The following is a 16,442-nucleotide window of genomic DNA, read 5'->3' on the forward strand; positions in this document are numbered from 1 at the left end:
TTCTTTGCCCGCATGTCACCCGGCTGACAACCCCTTTTCTTACTCTGCCAACGCGTCACGGGGAGCGTGATCGGCAGCGCCGCCGTTGCGGCGCGCGGCTTGAGAGACAACAGAAAAGAGGGAAGCAAACATGGCATGGAAACAGCAGGCACGCGTGGCGTGCAGCCTGGCCCTGGCGGGCGTGGTAGCGGCGTGCGGCGGCGGCGGCGATGCGCCGGCGACGGTGACGCCGGACCAGGGCAACCCCGGCGGGGGCGGCAGCGGCGCGGCCAGCAAGAAGATCCTGCTGGTCGGCGTGGACGGCGCCACCTACAGCCAGTTGCAGGCCGCCATGACCCAGCGCGCCCTGCCGAACCTGGCCACGCTGTCGATCACGGCTGCCTCCACCGGCGGCCGGCTTGGCACCACCACCGAGCAGGCGCCGCTCGACGGCCCGAGCTGGGCCACCGTGCTGACCGGCACCTGGCAGGACCGCCATGGCGTGACCGACGACGTCTCCGCCGCCGCCGGCCTGAAGGCGCCGACCCTGTTCGCCTACCTGCGCGCCGCCGACGCCGGCAGCGCCAAGCCGCGCCTGGGCGTGGCCAGCAGCTCGGCCACGCTGCCCCTGCTGCTCAAGGCCGACGCCGCCGCGGGCAACGTCGATTCGCTGCGCGACTGCGCCTACGATGACGGCTGCGTGACGCAGGAAGGCGTCAAGCTGGTGCAATCCGGCTACGACGTGGTCCTGGCCCAGTACACCGCGCCCGACCTGGCCGCCATGGCGGAAGGCTTCCAGGGCGGCCGCTACGCGAGCGCGCTGGCCGGCTTCGACCAGGCGCTGGGCAAGCTGCTGGCCGCCGTGCAGGCGCGCCGCCAGGCCAATGCCGGCGAAGAATGGCTGGTCGCCGTGACCACCAGCCACGGCCTCGATGCCACCGGCGCGACCACCACGCTGCCGACCATCGAGAACCGCACCGCCTTCATCGCGCTGAACCAGCCGTTCAACGCCATGGCCGCCAACCTGCCCGCCACGCCGGCCACCGCGGCCGCGCTGTCGGCCATGCCGAGCGAGGCCGACCTGCTGCCCACGCTGCTGGCCTACCGCAGCGTCTCGGTGCCGGCCGCCTCGTACCAGATCGACGGCGCCGCGCTGACCGGCAACGCCGGCGCGCGCGCGCTCAAGTCCACCGTCGGCACCTTCAACGATTCGCTGCTGCTGTCCTGGCAGAACCCCGCCAGCGCCACCGGCGAGATGACGCTGCTGCGCGACGGCGTGCAGATCGCCACGTTGCCGGCCGGCACCACCAGCTACGAGGACAAGAGCTTCGACGCGCCGGCCAGCGGCCTCTACCGCTTCAATTACACGCTGGTGCGCAACGGCGTGCCCACCTCGCTGCTGGCGCAGATCAATTACGTCAAGCCGATCGTGCTGGCCGACACGCTGCGCAACAACCTGGCCGCGTACTACAGCTTCGAGACGCTGCCGGCGGTGGACGCCAAGGGCACCACCACCATCGGCCCGTGGGTGGCCGGCACCGACGGCGGCTCGCTCGGCACCGACAACTTCGGCGCCCGGTCGCTCAAGGTCAACTCCAACGTGGACGCCTACGTGCTGAACCAGAGCGGCGCCGACATCGCGCTGTCGCCGCAGTTCACCATCGGCTTCTGGTTCAAGTCCGACTGCACGCAGGGCAACGGCACCGGCGAGCCGATCCTGTCGAACAAGAACTATGTGTCCGGCGCCAACGCGGGCATCGCCCTCGGCCTGTTCGGCAGCTGCGAGGTGCGCTTCAACATCGGCAGCGGCGGCAAGCGCGACGACATCCAGGGCATGAAGTTCAGCGCCAACCAGTGGGCCTACCTGGCCTTGTCGGTCAACGCCACGGCCAAGACCTTCAGCGCCTACATCATCGACCCGGTGCTCGGCGTGCAGAAGACCGAGAACAAGGCCATCGTCAACACCGACGTGACCAAGCTCAACGGCCTGGCCACCAAGCAGTGGGGCATCAACGACGATGCCACGCACGCCTACGTGCCCAACAACTCCGGCTCGCTCAAGGGCCTGATGGAGTTCAACGACCTGGCCATGTGGACGCGCCAGCTCAGCCTGGCCGAGCTGCAGACCATCACCGGCTCGCGCCAGCCGCTGTCCACGCTCAACCCCTGATTTCCCCATGAGAGCCAACGTGACCATGAAGCCTTCCCATACCCTCGCCCTGCCCGGCTGGCTGGCAGCCCTGGCGCTGTGCGCCGCGCTGAGCGCCTGCGGCGGCGACGACAGCAGCCCCGCCGGCGCCCAGCAGCCCGCGCAGCCTTCGCAACCGGGGCAGCCCGGCCAGGAGCCCGCCGTCACGCCGCAACTGCGCTGCGCGCCCTGATGCCCGCGCCCGGCGCCGCGCGCCGGGCCGCCATCGCGCGCACCGATCCGCCGAACCAGCCTAGTCAGAACATACCAAGATGAGCCTTCACAGCAGACGCAACTTCCTCAAGATGGCCGGCGGCACCACCGCCGCGGCCGCGGCGCTGGCCGCCTTCCCGCCGTCGATCCGCCGGGCGCTGGCGATTCCCGCCAACAACGCCACCGGCACCATCCGCGACGTGGAGTACGTGGTGATCCTGATGCAGGAAAACCGCTCCTTCGACAATTACTTCGGCACGTTCAAGGGCGTGCGCGGCTTCGGCGACCGCTTCCCGATCCCGCTGGCCGGCGGCCTCAACGTGTGGCAGCAGAGCTATACCAACCGCATCGTGCGCCCGTACCACCTGGACAGCGCGCAGGGCAACGCCCAGCGCGTGAGCGGCACCCCGCACAGCTACCCCGACGCGCAGAACGCCTGGGACCTGGGCCGCATGAACAAGTGGCCGACCTACAAGAACACCCAGTCGATGGGCTACTACACGGAGGCCGAGGTAGGCTTCCAGTTCGCCCTGGCCAACGCCTTCACGCTGTGCGACGCGTACCACTGCGGCTTCCACGGCGGCACCAACACCAACCGCCTGTTCCACTGGACCGGCACCAACGATCCCACCGGCGCCCACGGCGGTCCCGTGATCGACAACAGCGGCGATTCGATGGGCGCGTCCACCAGCGGCTACACCTGGACCACGTACCCGGAGCGCCTGCAGGCCGCCGGCGTGAGCTGGAAGCTCTACCAGAACATGCCGGACAACTTCACGGACAACCCGCTGGCCGGCTTCGTGCAGTACCGCAAGGCCAACGAGGCCAAGGGCAACGCAGCCAACGGCAGCCCCTACACGGCGTACAACGCCGCCACCGATGAAGCCATCAACCCGCTCATCAAGGGCATCAGCAATACCATGCCCGACAACGGCTTCCTGCAGTCGTTCAAGGACGACATCGCCGCCGGCACGCTGCCGCAGGTGTCGTGGGTCGTGGCACCCGCCAACTATTCCGAGCATCCCGGGCCTTCCAGCCCGGTGCAGGGTGCCTGGTACACGCAGGAAGTGCTCAATGCGCTGACCGCCAACCCGGACATCTGGAGCAAGACCGTCCTGCTGATCAATTTCGACGAGAACGACGGCTTCTTCGACCACGTGCCGCCGCCGTGCGCGCCCGCCTTCGACGGCAACGGCGTGCTGGCCGGCAAGTCCACCATCTCCACCGACGGCGAGTACCACACCGACAAGCACCCGTACGGCCCCGGCCCGCGCGTGCCGATGTACGTGGTGTCGCCGTGGAGCCGCGGCGGCTGGGTCAATTCGCAGGTGTTCGACCACACCTCGGTGCTGCGTTTCCTGGAAGCCCGCTTCGGTGTGGCGGAGACCAACATCAGCGCCTATCGCCGCGCCATCTGCGGCGACCTGCTCTCGGCCTTCAACTTCGTCAACCCGAACAGCGCGGCGCTGCCGGCCATCCCGACCAGCACCAAGGCCGATGCCGACGCCGTGCGCACCGCGCAGGAAGCCAAGGCCCAGGTGCCGGTGCCCACCGAGAGCGCCCAGGCCGCCACGCCGGCCAACCAGGAAGTCGGCCAGCGCCCGTCGCGCGCGCTGCCTTACGAACTGCACGTGAGCGGCCGCGAGGACCCGGCCTCGCGCCTGATGTGGCTGCTGTTCAGCAACACCGGCACGGCCGCGGCCGTGTTCCACGTGTACGACCGCCTGCACCTGGACCGCGTGCCGCGCCGCTACGCGGTCGAGCCCGGCAAGGAACTGCACGACAGCTGGGACGCCTACGCCACCGACGGCGGCAAGTACGACCTGTGGATCACCGGCCCGAACGGCTTTCACCGCAGCTTCAAGGGCGACGTGAGCGCCGTGGCGGCGGTGGGCGGCACCGCGCCGGAGATCCGCGTGTGCTACGACGTGGCCAACGCCGCGGTCTACCTGACCATGATCAACACCGGCGCGGCGCCCTGCACCTTCACCGTGACGCCGGGTGCCTACCGCACCGACGGCCCGTGGTCGTTCGACATCCCGGCCGGCAAGCAGCTCGACCAGCACTGGCCGCTGGCCCTGCAGGACAACTGGTACGACTTCGTCGTCACCGTGCCGCAGGGCGGCTTCCTGCGGCGCTTCGCCGGCCGCGTGGAAACCGGCGCGGACGGCAAGTCCGATCCCGCGCTGGGCCTGCCGGCGCAGATCGTGACCTGAGCGCCGCCGGGCCGGGGCCGCGCGCCCCGGCCCTCTCTTGCCCGCCCCGCCCGCCGTGCGGCGCCGCCTTTCCCCCTGTTTTCGGCGGCGTTGCACGGAACTGTCATAAAGCGCCGCTACACTGTCGCGCTTGCCTCATTTCCCACGGATTTCCCCATGCTCGGCGACCTGCTGACGACATTCTATGAAGTGGCGCGACAGGGCAGCATCACCACCGCGGCCAAGCAGCTGCGCGTCAGCCAGCCCACCGTCACGGGCCGCATCCGCCAGCTCGAAGAGAGCTATGGCGTGGAACTGTTCTACCGGCGCGCCGGCCGCGTCGACCTCAGCGACGTGGGCGTGGCCCTGATGCCGGTGGTCGAGCAGCTCATGCAGCACGAGGGCAGCGCGGACTTCCTGCTGCGCAACGCCGGCAACCTGCACCTGGGCAACCTGCGCATCGGCGCCACCGGCCCGTACTACATCCTGCCCAGCGTGGCGGCGTTCCGCGAGCGCCACCCGGCCATCGAGATCAGCATCGACATCGGCAACTCGCAGCAGATGCTCGACGCGCTGTTCGAATACCGCATCGACGTCGCGGTGTCCTCGCACGCCGTGGACGACGAGCGGCTGGCCCGCATCACGCTGGCGTCCGACCCGATGGTGCTGGTGGTCAACCCCAGCCATGCGCTGGCGCGCGCGCGCAGCGTCAGCCTGGCGCAGATCGCCACCTGCCACCTGCTGATCCGCGAGCACGGCTCGATGACGCGCAAGGCGGTCGAGACCGCGCTGGAAAACGCCGGCCTGAAGCTGCCGTCCAGCACCGTGATCGGCAGCCGCGAGGCCATCTACGAAGCCATCCGCCAGGGCCTCGGCGCCAGCGTGGTGCCGCTGGGCGAAGTCCCGCGCGACGCGGGCCTGTGCGCGGTGCCCTTCGCCAGCCAGCCGCCGGTGCTGCACGAATACCTGTACTGCCTGCAGGGCCGCACGCATACGCGCCTGATCGGCGCGTTCCTGGAGTGCCTGGCCCCCCGCGCGGCCGCGTAGGCAGGCGCGCGGGAGGCGCCGCGCAAATACGCCGATAGCCGTATCGGAATTCTTGCGCCGCGCATCATCTGCGGGTCACCGCGCCTGCGCATGCTTTCCGGTTTTCCGACCGGAGACGGCGCATGTCCTGCCTTGCCTTGTTTGACCTCGACCACACCCTGCTACCGCTGGATAGCGAATACGAATGGGCTCGCTACCTGGTGCAGGCCGGCGCCGCCGACGCGCGCGAGGTCGAGGCCAACAACGCGCTCTGGCTGGCCGAATACGGCGCGGGGCGGCTCGACTTCCACCGCCACGCGGCCTTCGCCCTCGGCCTGCTGGCGCGCCATCCGCGCGCGCACCTGGAGGCGCTGCGCGACGGCTTCATGCGCGACGTCATCGCGCCCGCCATCCAGCCCGGCGCGCTCGCGCTGCTGGCCCGCCACCGCGACGCCGGCGACCTGTGCTGCATCGTCACGGCGACCTGCCGCTTCGTCACCGAGCCGATCGCCGCGGCGCTGGGCGTCGGGCACCTGGTGGCGGTGGAAGCGGCGTGCGACGCGCGCGGCGAGTTCACCGGCGCCGTGGCGGGCGTGCCGAGCTTCGGCGCGGGCAAGATCGAGCGGGTCGCGCAGTGGCTGGCCTCGCTCGGCCTGTCGTGGGACGGCTTCGAGCGCACCGCCTTCTACAGCGACTCCCGCAACGACATCCCGCTGCTCGAGGTGGTGAGCCATCCGGTGGCCACCAACCCTGACATGGCGCTGGGCGAGCTGGCGGCGGCGCGCGGCTGGGCGGTGCTGGAGCTGTTCGAGGAAGAAATGGCGGGGTGAGGACGGGGTGAGCCGCCGCCGGCGCGCCGCGTCACGGGGATTTCACATTGCGGGCGGATCATGGGAGGCACGCCCGCTTGCCTGGACCCGGATCTGCCCTCGCCCATGCCCCCGCCCGCCGCCGATGGTTTCGCCGAAATGCGGCAACTGGAAGCCATCCTCGAAGCCGGCGCGCATCGACTGGATGCCTGCCAGGTCGGCGAGGTCGGCGCGGGCCGACAGCGCTTCCCCCTCTACACCGCCAGCATCGGCTCGGCCGACCCGCGCGCGCCGGCCATCGGCTTCTTTGCCGGCATCCACGGCCTGGAGCGCATCGGCACCCACCTGCTGCTGGACTACATGCGCATGCTGCTGTGGCGGCTGGAGTGGGACGAGCTGCTCGAGCGGCAACTGCAGTCCGTGCGGCTGCTGTTCATGCCCATCGTCAACCCCGGCGGCATGTGGGCCTCCACGCGCGCCAATCCCAACGGCGTGGACCTGATGCGCAACGCGCCGCAGGATGCCGAGGGCCGCGTGCCGCCGCTGGCCGGCGGGCAGCGGCTGGGCCCGTGGCTGCCGTGGTACCGCGGCAGGCTGGGCGCGCCGATGGAAGAGGAAAGCCTGTCGATGCTGCGCGTGGTGTCGCAGCAGTTGCAGCAGCGCCCGCTGAGCTTCGCGCTGGACTGCCACTCGGGCTACGGCTGGGGCGACAGCATCTGGTTTCCCTATGCGCGCACCGCGGCGCCGATGGCGCACCTGCCGGAGATGTTCGCGCTCAAGACCATGTTCGAGCAGGCCCACCCGCACCACGGCTATGCCTTCGAGCCGCAGAGCCACCAGTACCTGCTGCACGGCGACCTGTGGGACTGGGCCTACGACCACACGCCGGCGTCCAACATCTTCCTGCCGATGACGCTGGAGCTGGGCTCGTGGCTATGGATCAAGAAGAACCCGCGCCAGCTGTTCTCGCGCCACGGCTTCTTCAACCCGGTCAAGGCGCACCGCACCGAGCGCGTGCTGCGCCGCCACGCCAACCTGCTCGATTTCCTCGGCCGCGTGGCGTACGCGCCCGAACGCTGGCTGCCGCGCGGCGAGCGGCGCGAGCAGTTGCAGGCGCTGGCCACCGCGCAGTGGCCGCCGCGCGGTGGCCCGCGATGAGCCGCCGATGAGCCACCGATGAGCGACTGGATCCTGCTGCGCGGGCTGACGCGCGAAGCGCGCCACTGGGGCGCCCTGCCCGCGGCGCTGCGGGCGCGCTGCGGCATCGCGCGCCTGACCCTGCTGGACCTGCCCGGCAACGGCACGCAGGCGGCGGTGCGCGCGCCGGCGAGCGTGGCGGCGATGGTCGAGCACATGCGCGCCGGCGCGCGCCGGCAGGCGCTGGCGCCGCCCTACCGCGTGCTGGCGATGTCGCTCGGCGCGATGGTGGCGGCCGAATGGGCACGGCGCTATCCGGCGGAGATCGCCGCGCTGGTGCTGGTCAACACCAGCATGCGGCCGTTCGGCACCGTGGCGCAGCGCCTGCGCCCGCGCAACTGGCCCGCGCTGGCCTGCATGGCGCTGCGCTGGCACGACGGCACTTTCTGCGAGCGCACCATCCACCGCCTGACCTGCAACGCCGGCGCGGCGGTGGCCGCCGACGTGGCCGCGTGGAGCGCGATCCGCGCCAGCGCTCCGGTGAGCCGCGGCAATGCGCTGCGGCAACTGTGGGCCGCGGCGCGCTACCGCGCGCAGGCGTCGCCGCCGCCGTGCCCAACGCTGCTGGTATCGTCGAGCGCCGACCGCCTGGTAGACCCCGCCTGCTCGGCGCGCCTGGCGGCGGCGTGGAGCGTGCGGCACCGCTGGCACCCGTGGGCCGGCCACGACCTGCCGCACGACGACCCGGCCTGGCTGGCGGCCACCGTGGCGCACTGGCTGGGGGAGACCGGCGCGGCCTAGCCCGGCCTGGCGCAGGCTAGCCATGCTCCCCGGCGCGCGAGGTGCAGGCCGCGTGGCCGGGATGCTGCTGCAGCAGCCGGCGCACCACGCCGTTGGTCCAGCCGAAGCCGTCCTGCAGCGGGTACTCGCCGCCGCCGCCGCCCACGGCGCCGTGCGGCGCCGGGCGCAGCGCGTACTTCTCCACCAGCTTGTACTCGCGGCGGTAGAGGCTGGCCACGGTATGCAGCCAGCGGTGCGCGATCTCGCGCGCGATGGCGTGCTGGCCGTGGCGCGCAAACCCGCCGATGGCCAGCCATTGCAGCGGCGCCCAGCCGTTGGGCTGGTCCCACTGCTCGCCGCTGATGCGCTCGGTGGTGGCGATGCCGCCCGGCTGGAGCAGGCGCGCGGCCACGGTGCGGGCCAGCAGCGCCGCCTGCGCCGGGCTGGCGGCGTCCACGTAGAGCGGCAGCACCGTGGCCGCCGTGAGGCCCGCGCGCGGCCGGTGGCGCTGCCAGTCGAAATCGAACCAGGCGCCCTGGGCCTCGTTCCACATCAGGCGGTCGATGGCGTGGCGCCGCGCCCGCGCGCGCGCCAGGAAGTCCGGCGCGTCGTGGTCGCCGGCGGCGGCGGCCAGTTCGGCCAGCTTGGTTTCCAGCTTGTACAGCAGGCTGTTGAGATCGACCGGCAGGATGGCCGTGGTGCGCACCGTCTCCAGCCCGCCGTCGGGGTCCTGCCAGCGCGAGCTGAAGTCCCAGCCCGATTCGGCCGCCGCGCGCAGGTCGCGGTAGACCTCGGGCGCGGGGCGCGACGACGCGGCGGCCGTGGCGATGTCTTCGACGAACGCTTCCTCGCGCGGCGTGTCGCGCTCGTCCCAGTAGCGGTTGAGCAGGCTGCCGTCGGCGAGCCGCACCACGCGCCGGCAGGCCTGGCCCGGCGCCAGGTGTTCGGCCCCGCGCATCCAGAACGCGTACTCCTTGCGCAATTGCGGCAGGTAGGCCAGCTCGGGCCGCACGCCGTGGTCCTCGAACAGCTCCACCATCAGCGCGAATACCGGCGGCTGCGAGCGGCTGAGGTAATACGTGCGCGTGCCGTTGGGAATCAGGCCGTAGGTGTCGAGCAGGTAGGAGAAATTGTCCGCCATGCCGTGCAGCAGGCTGTCCTGGCCACTGGCGGCGAGGCCCAGCATGGTGAAGTAGGAATCCCAGTAATACAGCTCGGTAAAGCGCCCGCCCGGCACCAGATAGGCGTGGGGCAGCGGCAGCAGCGAGCATTGCGGCGGGTGCGCGGCCGGATGGCGCGTGAGCACCGGCCACAGGCCGTCGATATGGTCGCCCAGCGTCTGGGCCGGATCGGAGACATAGCTGCTGCGCGGCACTTCCTGCAGCGCGAAGTGCTCGCCCACGAAGGCGGCAAGGTCGAAGCCGGCGGCGCCGGCGCGGGCGCGGTAGGCCGCCAGGATGGAAGCCGGGTCCTGGCGCGGCATGGCATCGGTGAAGGTCTTGCTGTCGCCGAAGAGGCCGCCGGTCTGCACGGCGACGAACAACTCCTGGTAGCGGTCGGCCGGCGTGAGCGGATCGGCGTGGGGGCGGCCCGGCAGGCGGTGCGGGGCGACATGGTGGCCGCCGGTGCGGTCGGCCACCTCGCGCACGCGCAGCGCGCGCGGCACGGCGGCGGCGCGGGGCAGGTTCTTCATGGCCGGCGTGCGCCGCCACCGCCGGCGCCATCGGTGACTTCCCCCGTGCTGGTGATCCGTGCTGGCATTCCCGCTCCCGTTTCTTGTCGGTGCTTGTTGGGGCGGCGGCCGGACGGCCGCCGATAAGGGATGAGAGTGCGGCCCCGGCGGGCGAGTTCCGCCGCGCCGGCGCGGCAAGCCTGCCATGCGGCATCCGCGCGCCTTGTGCATCACCCGCAACGGACGCGCGTATCCCCTAGCCTAGATATGGTCGCGGCGGAAATGGTCGAGCGGCTGCGGCCGGCCGAACAGCAGGCCCTGGGCCTGGTCGCAGCCTTCGGCCTGCAGCAGGCGGAGCTGCTCGCCGGTCTCCACGCCTTCGGCCAGCACCGGGATGGCCAGGCTGCGGCCCAGCGCAAGGATGGCGCGGATGATGGCCCGGGCCTGCCGGCTGCCGGAAATCTCGGCGATGAAGGTGCGGTCCAGCTTGATCTTGTCGAACGGGAACGAGCGCAGGATATCCAGCGACGAGTAGCCGGTGCCGAAGTTGTCGATGGCGATGGTCACGCCCAGCGCCTGGATGCGGCGCAGGATGTCCAGCGCCCGCGCCTTGTCGCCGATGATGGCGGACTCGGTGATCTCCAGCTCCAGCCGGCTGGCATCCAGCCCGGTTTCGGCCAGGATGCGCGTCACCAGCTTCACCAGGTTGCCATGGATGATCTGCACCGGCGACAGGTTGACCGAGACCTTGCGCGGCGAGGTCCATTGCGCGGCCGCGCGGCAGGCGGTGCGCAGCACCCACTCGCCGATCGGCAGGATGGCGCCGCACGACTCCGCCAGCGGGATGAAGCTGTCCGGCGAGATCAGGCCGCGCCGTGGATGCTGCCAGCGCAGCAGCGCCTCGCAGCCGATCGGCTCGCCGCTGGCGATGGCGGCCTGCACCTGGTAGTCCAGCACGAACTGGTCGGCGGTGATGGCCGTCCACAGCTCGCCGGCCAGCGTGCGGCGCTCGCGCTCGGCTTCGTCCATGCGGCTTTCGTAGAAGCAGATCGATTCCGACAGGTTGCCCCGGGCGCGGCGCAGGGCCAGCTCGGTGTTGCCCACGAGCTGCTCGCGGCGGATGCCGTCGCCGGGAAAGATCGCGATGCCGATGCTGGCCGCGACGGTCAGCTCGAAGCCGTCCAGCCGTACCGGCTCGCCCAGGCAGGTCACCAGCCGCGCGGTGAAATCGCTCAGCCCGGACTGCTGCGTGAAACGCTTGGCGGCCATGAATTCGTCGCCGCCGGTGCGGGCGATGAATTCGCCCGTATCGAGTTGCGCGGCAATGCGCCCGGCGACCGCGCGCAGCACGGTGTCGCCGGCGGCGCGGCCGTACAGGTCGTTGATTTCCTTGAAGCGGTCCAGGTCGATGGCCAGCGTGGCCACCTGGCAGCCCTGCTTGCGCGCGCGCGGCAACTCCTCGTCGAGGTAATCGTTGAGGAAGCTGCGGTTAGGCAGGCCGGTCAGCCCGTCGTGGCGCGCCATGTGATGGATCTGGGCTTCGATGCGGCGCTGCTCGGTGATGTCCTCGCAGGTGGTCACCCAGGCGCCGTCGGGCAGCGCGCTGTGCGACAAGGCGATGGCGCGCCCGTCCGGCAGCGCTTCCACGCTGCGCCAGCGCCGGTGCCGGCGCAGGAGGTCGAGGTGCCGCCCGGACAGCGCCTGCGCATAGTGTTCGGCCTGCCCCGCGCGCGCTTCGGACGGCATGGCGCCGGGGCGGGCCGGCGCGCCGGGCGCGGCGGCCTCGCTCGCGCGCGCGCCGGTCATGGCGCGGCAGACTTCCAGGAAATCGGTGCCGGGCCCCAGCCCGCCGGCGGCCGCGCCGAAGATCGCTTCCATGCGCCGGTTGGCCAGCACCAGCGTGCCGTCCGGGTCGAACATGCACAGGCCCTGCGCCATGTTCTCGAGCGCCAGGTCCAGCTTGCGGGTGACCTCGGCGATGCGCTCGGCCTCGGCCTTCTGCTGCGTCGCGTCGCGCGTGATCTTGGCATAGCCGAGCAGCCTGCCGGTGCGGTCGTAAATCGGGGTGACCAGCACGTGCGCCCAGAAACGGCTGCCGTCCTTGCGCACGCGCCAGGCGCCCGCCACCTCGCAGCGGCCCAGTTCGCGCGCCCGCTGCAGGGCCTGCGCGGGCAGGCCGGCGGCGCGGTCCTCGGGCGTGTAGAAGCACGAGAAATGGGTGCCCAGGATTTCGTCGCGCGTATAACCCTTGGCCCGTTGCGCGCCCGCATTCCAGCTGCTTACGCTGCCGGACGGATCGAGCGCGTAGATCGCGTAGTCGGTCACGCCCTGGATGAGCAGGCGAACGAGCTCCGCCTCGGCGGGCGGACCTTGGATATGCGGCATGGATGGTGTCGGCGTTATCTGTGTATGCCGCCCGGACACGCACTCGCCCCTGTCGGGAAGAGCCCCTTGCGCGCACGGGCGGACGGACGCGCCAGCGCTGCCTTTGCGCTGGTCGCCTACGGAGATAACGGCAGGACGGGGCGGAAATTTACCCTTGGCCGGGCAGCGCGCCTCAGCCCGCCAGCAGGTATTCGCGCGCCAGTTGCCGCGCGCGGTGCAGCCGGCTCTTGGTGGCCGGCACGCTCAGGCCAAGCTCGGCCGCGATCTCGGCGATCGTGAGCGCCTCGAAGTCGCGCAGCAGGATGATCTGGCGGTAGTCCGCCGGCAGCGACTCCAGCGCGTGCACCAGTTCCAGCCGCAGCGAATCGTTGCTGTGCGAGGCCAGCCAGTGCTCCAGCTTTTCCTCGTCGTAGGGATCGAAGTGGAACGCCTTGCGCCCCAGGCGCCGGCATTCGCGCTGCACCACCTTGAACAGCCAGCCCGACAGCGCGGCCAGCGCGCGCACCGAGCCGAGCCGGCGCGACAGCACCAGCAGCGCCTCCTGCACGGCGTCGTCGACATCGCTGATCATGCAATGGCGCTGCGCATAGCGGCGCACGTCCGGCTGGCACAAGGCCAGCAGGCGCGCCAGCGCTTCCGGGTCGCCGCCGCGCGCGGCTTCCACGACTGGCTGGTGCGCGCCGGCAAGCTTGGTGGCAAGCGTCATGCCGGCCTCAACGGCGCGGCCTGGCCTGGGCCGCCTGGCGCGCCAGCTTGCGGCCGGCCAGCGCGCACGCGGGGCAGAAACCCACCAGCCCGGACACCACGATGCCGGCCGCTGCCACCGCGATCGCGATGCCGGCCACGCCGCCCGGCGAGAACAAGGCAAAACCGGCCACCACGAGGCCGGCGATCACGCGCACCACCCGTTCCCAGCCGGGCACATTCTTCACGTAGAACATGGAATTCTCCTTTTGCGTATCACGAGGACGACCCTCGCAGGCTAAGAGGCGGCCGGATGCGGAATGGATTCGCGGTGATGAAAAAATAGTGCAAAAGACGACGGCGTGCCGGTAAGGGCACGCCGTCGGGGGACTGCGGCGAGGCAAGTCAGGCGGGCAGTGTCTGCGCTACCAGGGTGACCATCGAGCCACTGGCAACACAGACCAAGACCCAGCCTGCCAGCAGACGGAAACTCTGCCAACGGCTCATGATGCGCTCCTGGTATCCGCGCGCCGCCTGGGCGGCGCGACGGGGTGGATCGGGGATGGCGTCAGGCGGCGCCTTGAGCGGCGCCGCGCTGCCGCCGGTGTCTCAGGCGTTGGCGCCGTCGAGGTACGGGTCGGCACGGCCGCTGCGGGCACCGTCGTAGAACGGGTTGCGCTTGCCGTTGCCGCGTGCGCCGTCGGTGTACGGGTCCGCGCTGCGGGCCGGCTCGGCCGACACGCCGCTGCGGTCCAGGCCGGCAACGGTGACGCCATGCGCGCCTTCGGTGAAGACGTCGAACTTGCCGGTGCGCGCACCTTCGGTGAACGGGTCGGCCTTGCCGGCGCGGGCGCCTTCGGTGAAGGAATCGAACTTGCCGGTGCGGGCGCCGTCGGTATAGGCGTCGCGGACGCGGTAGTTGTAGCCGTACTTGTCGGCGGGGACGGTACCGGCCTGGGCGGCGCCGGTGGCGAAAGCCGCGGCAAGGGTGGCGGCGGTGAGCAGGGACTTGGCAAGAAGCTTGGCGTTCATGATTTTCTCCAATCGAAGCATGGGTCCGGGGGTCTGCACTGGCCGCGGGGACCGGGATTTATCCGGGAGGCCGTCTTTTTTGCTTTATCTATCAATAGGTAGACTGACGAGGCAAAAAAAATGACTTCCGTCTTTGTTGCTGTTTGCTGCACTGGAATCCGGCGCCGGGTGGGCCTTGCTGCTCTGCCCTTGTCTCGTTGCCGCATCCATGGAACGAATCTTATCTATCTGTAGGTAGATAGTCAAGGGTTTTCACTAGGTTGTTTTAGAAATACTTTTCAGGTGCGCCAGACGCCTCTTCGAGGATCGCTGCGGGCTGACCGCTGCCCTGGGTGCCCGATCAGGCCTGCGCTGGCCGCCGGGCACGCAACTGCCGCTGGCGCCCGTACCGGCTTGTACTAGGCTTGCATTTCAGGGCGCGTGCTCTTTGCCGCTTCCGCCAGGTGCAGGCCGCGCGACATCGGCGCGAAGGGGATTGCCGCGGTGCGGCATCGCGTGCAAACTGCCCCACGCACCTGCAGCACTCGCATCCATCCGCGCCGCATGCCGCGGCGCCACCGGGAGGCCATACCGTCATGAGCGCAGAGCATTCCATCGGCAGCATTGGCCCGGCCAGCCCGCAGGTCATGCCGCCGCCCGGCCAGGCCCACGAGCCGGACGCGGCGGCGGCGGCGTTTTCCCCGATGGAGTCGCGCCGCCACCAGATGTTTCCGCGGCTGACCGACGCCGAGATCGCCCGGCTCCACCAGTTCGGCACGGTGCGTCACTGGCGCGCCGGCGAGTACCTGTACCGCATCGGTGAAACCGCGCATGGCATGACGGTGCTGCTCAAGGGCCGCGTGCGCATCCAGCAGCGCGACGCGCTGGACCGTCCCAGCCTGGTCGGCGAGCACGGCCCCGGCTATTTCCTGGCCGAGGTGGGCCAGCTGTCGGGCAAGCCGGCCATCGTCGACGGCGAGGCCATGGAAGACGTCGAGGCCATCGCGATCCCGCCGGAGCGGCTGCGCGCGCTGCTGGTGGCCGAGGCCGAACTGGGCGAGCGCATCATGCGCGCGCTGATCCTGCGCCGCGTGGGCCTGATCGAACGCGGCAAAGGCCCCACCCTGCTGGGCCACGGCAGCGAACCCAAGCTGCTGCACCTGCAGGCATTCCTGCGCCGCAACGGCTATCCGCACACCGTGGTCGACGCCGACACCGACCCCGATGCGGGCGCCCTGCTCGAGTTCAGCGGCGCCTCGCCCGGCGATTTTCCGCTGGTGATCTGCCCGGGTGGCGCCGTGCTGCGCGCCCCCGACCCCGGCCAGCTTGCCACCTGCCTCGGGCTGGTGCCCGAGTTCGACCCCGACCACATCTATGACGTGGTGGTGGTGGGCGCCGGTCCCGCCGGCCTGGCCACCGCGGTGTACGCCGCATCGGAAGGCCTTTCCGTGGCGGTGTTCGATTCGCTCTCGCCCGGCGGACAGGCCGGCGCGAGCTCGCGCATCGAGAACTATCTCGGCTTTCCCACCGGCATCTCGGGCCAGGCGCTGGCCGGGCGCGCCTTCGTGCAGGCGCAGAAGTTCGGCGCGCACCTGGCGATCCCGCTGGAAGTGGCGGCGCTGCATTGCGGCGAACACCCGCAGCGGCTCGAACTGAGCGACGGCCGCCAGATCCCGGCGCGCACGGTGGTGATCGCCAGCGGCGCGGCCTACCGCCATCCGTCCATCGCCGCGCTCGAACGCTTCGAAGGCCGCGGCGTCTACTACTGGGCCTCGCCGGTGGAGGCGCGCCTGTGCAACAGCGAAGAGGTGATGCTGGTCGGCGGCGGCAATTCCGCGGGACAGGCCGCGGTCTTCCTGGCCTCGCACGCCAGGCGCGTGCACATCCTGATCCGCGGCCCGGGACTGGAGGCCAGCATGTCGCGCTACCTGATCGAGCGCATCGCGGCCCAGCCCAATATCGAGTTGCACACGGGCGCGGAAATCACCGCGCTGGCCGGCGACGAGCGCCTGGCCGGCATCAGCTTCCGCTCGCGCAATACGGACCGCATCACCGACATGCCGATCCGACATCTGTTCCTCTTCATCGGCGCCGATCCCAACACGGGATGGCTGCGCACCTGCAACGTGCGCGTGGACGAGAAAGGATTCGTGCTGACCGGCGCCGATACGCCGCATGAAGGCATGGGGCCAGCCTCGGCGCTGGAGACCAGCGTGCCGGGCGTATTCGCGATCGGGGACGTGCGCTCGAATTCCACCAAGCGCGTGGCCGCGGCGGTGGGCGAAGGCGCGGCCGTGGTGGCGCAGATCCACGCCTACCTGGCCAGGATGGAGCAGCCGGAACCGGGCATGCTGGCGATGTAG

Annotated in this window: 13 protein-coding genes; 8 read left to right on the top strand and 5 right to left on the bottom strand. The window is 70.8% G+C overall.

Annotated features, from left to right (window positions below; translation table 11 throughout):
- The first annotated feature begins 130 nt into the window (after positions 1–130).
- The 7 genes from ACKI2N_RS28750 to ACKI2N_RS28780 all read left to right on the top strand — a co-directional run bounded on the left by ACKI2N_RS28750 (position 131) and on the right by ACKI2N_RS28780 (position 8,348).
- On the top strand, positions 131–2,149 hold the full coding sequence (locus tag ACKI2N_RS28750) for a hypothetical protein (RefSeq protein WP_420996839.1): 2,019 nt from the start codon (positions 131–133) through the stop codon (positions 2,147–2,149).
- 7 nt (positions 2,150–2,156) lie between these two features.
- Complete coding sequence (locus ACKI2N_RS28755) at positions 2,157–2,360, top strand: hypothetical protein (RefSeq protein WP_420996838.1); 204 nt, start codon at positions 2,157–2,159, stop codon at positions 2,358–2,360.
- 79 nt (positions 2,361–2,439) lie between these two features.
- A complete protein-coding gene (locus ACKI2N_RS28760; RefSeq protein WP_420996836.1) occupies positions 2,440–4,596 on the top strand; it encodes a phosphocholine-specific phospholipase C in 2,157 nt (718 codons plus the stop codon).
- A 156-nt stretch (positions 4,597–4,752) separates the two neighbouring features.
- Complete coding sequence (locus ACKI2N_RS28765) at positions 4,753–5,622, top strand: LysR substrate-binding domain-containing protein (RefSeq protein WP_420996834.1); 870 nt, start codon at positions 4,753–4,755, stop codon at positions 5,620–5,622.
- Between the two features lie 122 nt (positions 5,623–5,744).
- A complete protein-coding gene (locus ACKI2N_RS28770; protein ID WP_420996832.1) occupies positions 5,745–6,431 on the top strand; it encodes an HAD family hydrolase in 687 nt (228 codons plus the stop codon).
- 105 nt (positions 6,432–6,536) lie between these two features.
- A complete protein-coding gene (locus tag ACKI2N_RS28775; RefSeq protein ID WP_420996831.1) occupies positions 6,537–7,568 on the top strand; it encodes a M14 family zinc carboxypeptidase in 1,032 nt (343 codons plus the stop codon).
- Positions 7,569–7,586: 18 nt separating this feature from the next.
- Entirely contained in the window at positions 7,587–8,348 is a 762-nt protein-coding gene (locus ACKI2N_RS28780; protein ID WP_420996829.1) for an alpha/beta fold hydrolase, read from the top strand.
- 16 nt (positions 8,349–8,364) lie between these two features.
- On the opposite strand, the gene treF is transcribed toward ACKI2N_RS28780, so the two are convergent.
- The 5 genes from treF to ACKI2N_RS28805 all read right to left on the bottom strand — a co-directional run bounded on the left by treF (position 8,365) and on the right by ACKI2N_RS28805 (position 14,100).
- Positions 8,365–10,020 (bottom strand): alpha,alpha-trehalase TreF, encoded by a 1,656-nt coding sequence (gene treF, locus ACKI2N_RS28785; RefSeq protein ID WP_420996828.1) that lies wholly within the window; start codon positions 10,018–10,020, stop codon positions 8,365–8,367.
- A gap of 240 nt (positions 10,021–10,260) precedes the next feature.
- Positions 10,261–12,384 carry a putative bifunctional diguanylate cyclase/phosphodiesterase gene (locus tag ACKI2N_RS28790; protein ID WP_420996826.1) on the bottom strand — a complete coding sequence of 708 codons (2,124 nt, stop codon included), beginning with the start codon at positions 12,382–12,384 and terminating at the stop codon, positions 10,261–10,263.
- Between the two features lie 172 nt (positions 12,385–12,556).
- Entirely contained in the window at positions 12,557–13,090 is a 534-nt protein-coding gene (locus tag ACKI2N_RS28795) for an RNA polymerase sigma factor (protein ID WP_420996824.1), read from the bottom strand.
- A gap of 7 nt (positions 13,091–13,097) precedes the next feature.
- Positions 13,098–13,325: a YgaP family membrane protein gene (locus ACKI2N_RS28800; protein ID WP_420996822.1), complete on the bottom strand. Its 228-nt coding sequence runs from the start codon at positions 13,323–13,325 to the stop codon at positions 13,098–13,100.
- A 352-nt stretch (positions 13,326–13,677) separates the two neighbouring features.
- Positions 13,678–14,100 (bottom strand): hypothetical protein, encoded by a 423-nt coding sequence (locus ACKI2N_RS28805; protein WP_420996821.1) that lies wholly within the window; start codon positions 14,098–14,100, stop codon positions 13,678–13,680.
- Between the two features lie 575 nt (positions 14,101–14,675).
- On the opposite strand from ACKI2N_RS28805, the gene ACKI2N_RS28810 reads away from it, so the two are divergent.
- On the top strand, positions 14,676–16,442 hold the full coding sequence (locus ACKI2N_RS28810) for an FAD-dependent oxidoreductase (protein ID WP_420996820.1): 1,767 nt from the start codon (positions 14,676–14,678) through the stop codon (positions 16,440–16,442).

This window comes from Cupriavidus sp. 30B13 (assembly GCF_049059565.2).
Classification (GTDB): Bacteria; Pseudomonadota; Gammaproteobacteria; order Burkholderiales; family Burkholderiaceae; genus Cupriavidus.

Excerpts from the sequence above, each read along its gene's own strand:
- ACKI2N_RS28765 (WP_420996834.1), top strand. The coding sequence starts at position 4,753 with ATGCTCGGCGACCTGCTGACGACATTCTATGAAGTGGCGCGACAGGGC.
- ACKI2N_RS28810 (WP_420996820.1), top strand. The coding sequence starts at position 14,676 with ATGAGCGCAGAGCATTCCATCGGCAGCATTGGCCCGGCCAGCCCGCAG.
- treF (WP_420996828.1), bottom strand. The coding sequence starts at position 10,020 with ATGAAGAACCTGCCCCGCGCCGCCGCCGTGCCGCGCGCGCTGCGCGTG.
- ACKI2N_RS28805 (WP_420996821.1), bottom strand. The coding sequence starts at position 14,100 with ATGAACGCCAAGCTTCTTGCCAAGTCCCTGCTCACCGCCGCCACCCTT.
- ACKI2N_RS28800 (WP_420996822.1), bottom strand. The coding sequence starts at position 13,325 with ATGTTCTACGTGAAGAATGTGCCCGGCTGGGAACGGGTGGTGCGCGTG.
- ACKI2N_RS28770 (WP_420996832.1), top strand. The coding sequence starts at position 5,745 with ATGTCCTGCCTTGCCTTGTTTGACCTCGACCACACCCTGCTACCGCTG.
- ACKI2N_RS28780 (WP_420996829.1), top strand. The coding sequence starts at position 7,587 with ATGAGCGACTGGATCCTGCTGCGCGGGCTGACGCGCGAAGCGCGCCAC.
- ACKI2N_RS28760 (WP_420996836.1), top strand. The coding sequence starts at position 2,440 with ATGAGCCTTCACAGCAGACGCAACTTCCTCAAGATGGCCGGCGGCACC.
- ACKI2N_RS28795 (WP_420996824.1), bottom strand. The coding sequence starts at position 13,090 with ATGACGCTTGCCACCAAGCTTGCCGGCGCGCACCAGCCAGTCGTGGAA.
- ACKI2N_RS28790 (WP_420996826.1), bottom strand. The coding sequence starts at position 12,384 with ATGCCGCATATCCAAGGTCCGCCCGCCGAGGCGGAGCTCGTTCGCCTG.
- ACKI2N_RS28775 (WP_420996831.1), top strand. The coding sequence starts at position 6,537 with ATGCCCCCGCCCGCCGCCGATGGTTTCGCCGAAATGCGGCAACTGGAA.
- ACKI2N_RS28750 (WP_420996839.1), top strand. The coding sequence starts at position 131 with ATGGCATGGAAACAGCAGGCACGCGTGGCGTGCAGCCTGGCCCTGGCG.
- ACKI2N_RS28755 (WP_420996838.1), top strand. The coding sequence starts at position 2,157 with ATGAGAGCCAACGTGACCATGAAGCCTTCCCATACCCTCGCCCTGCCC.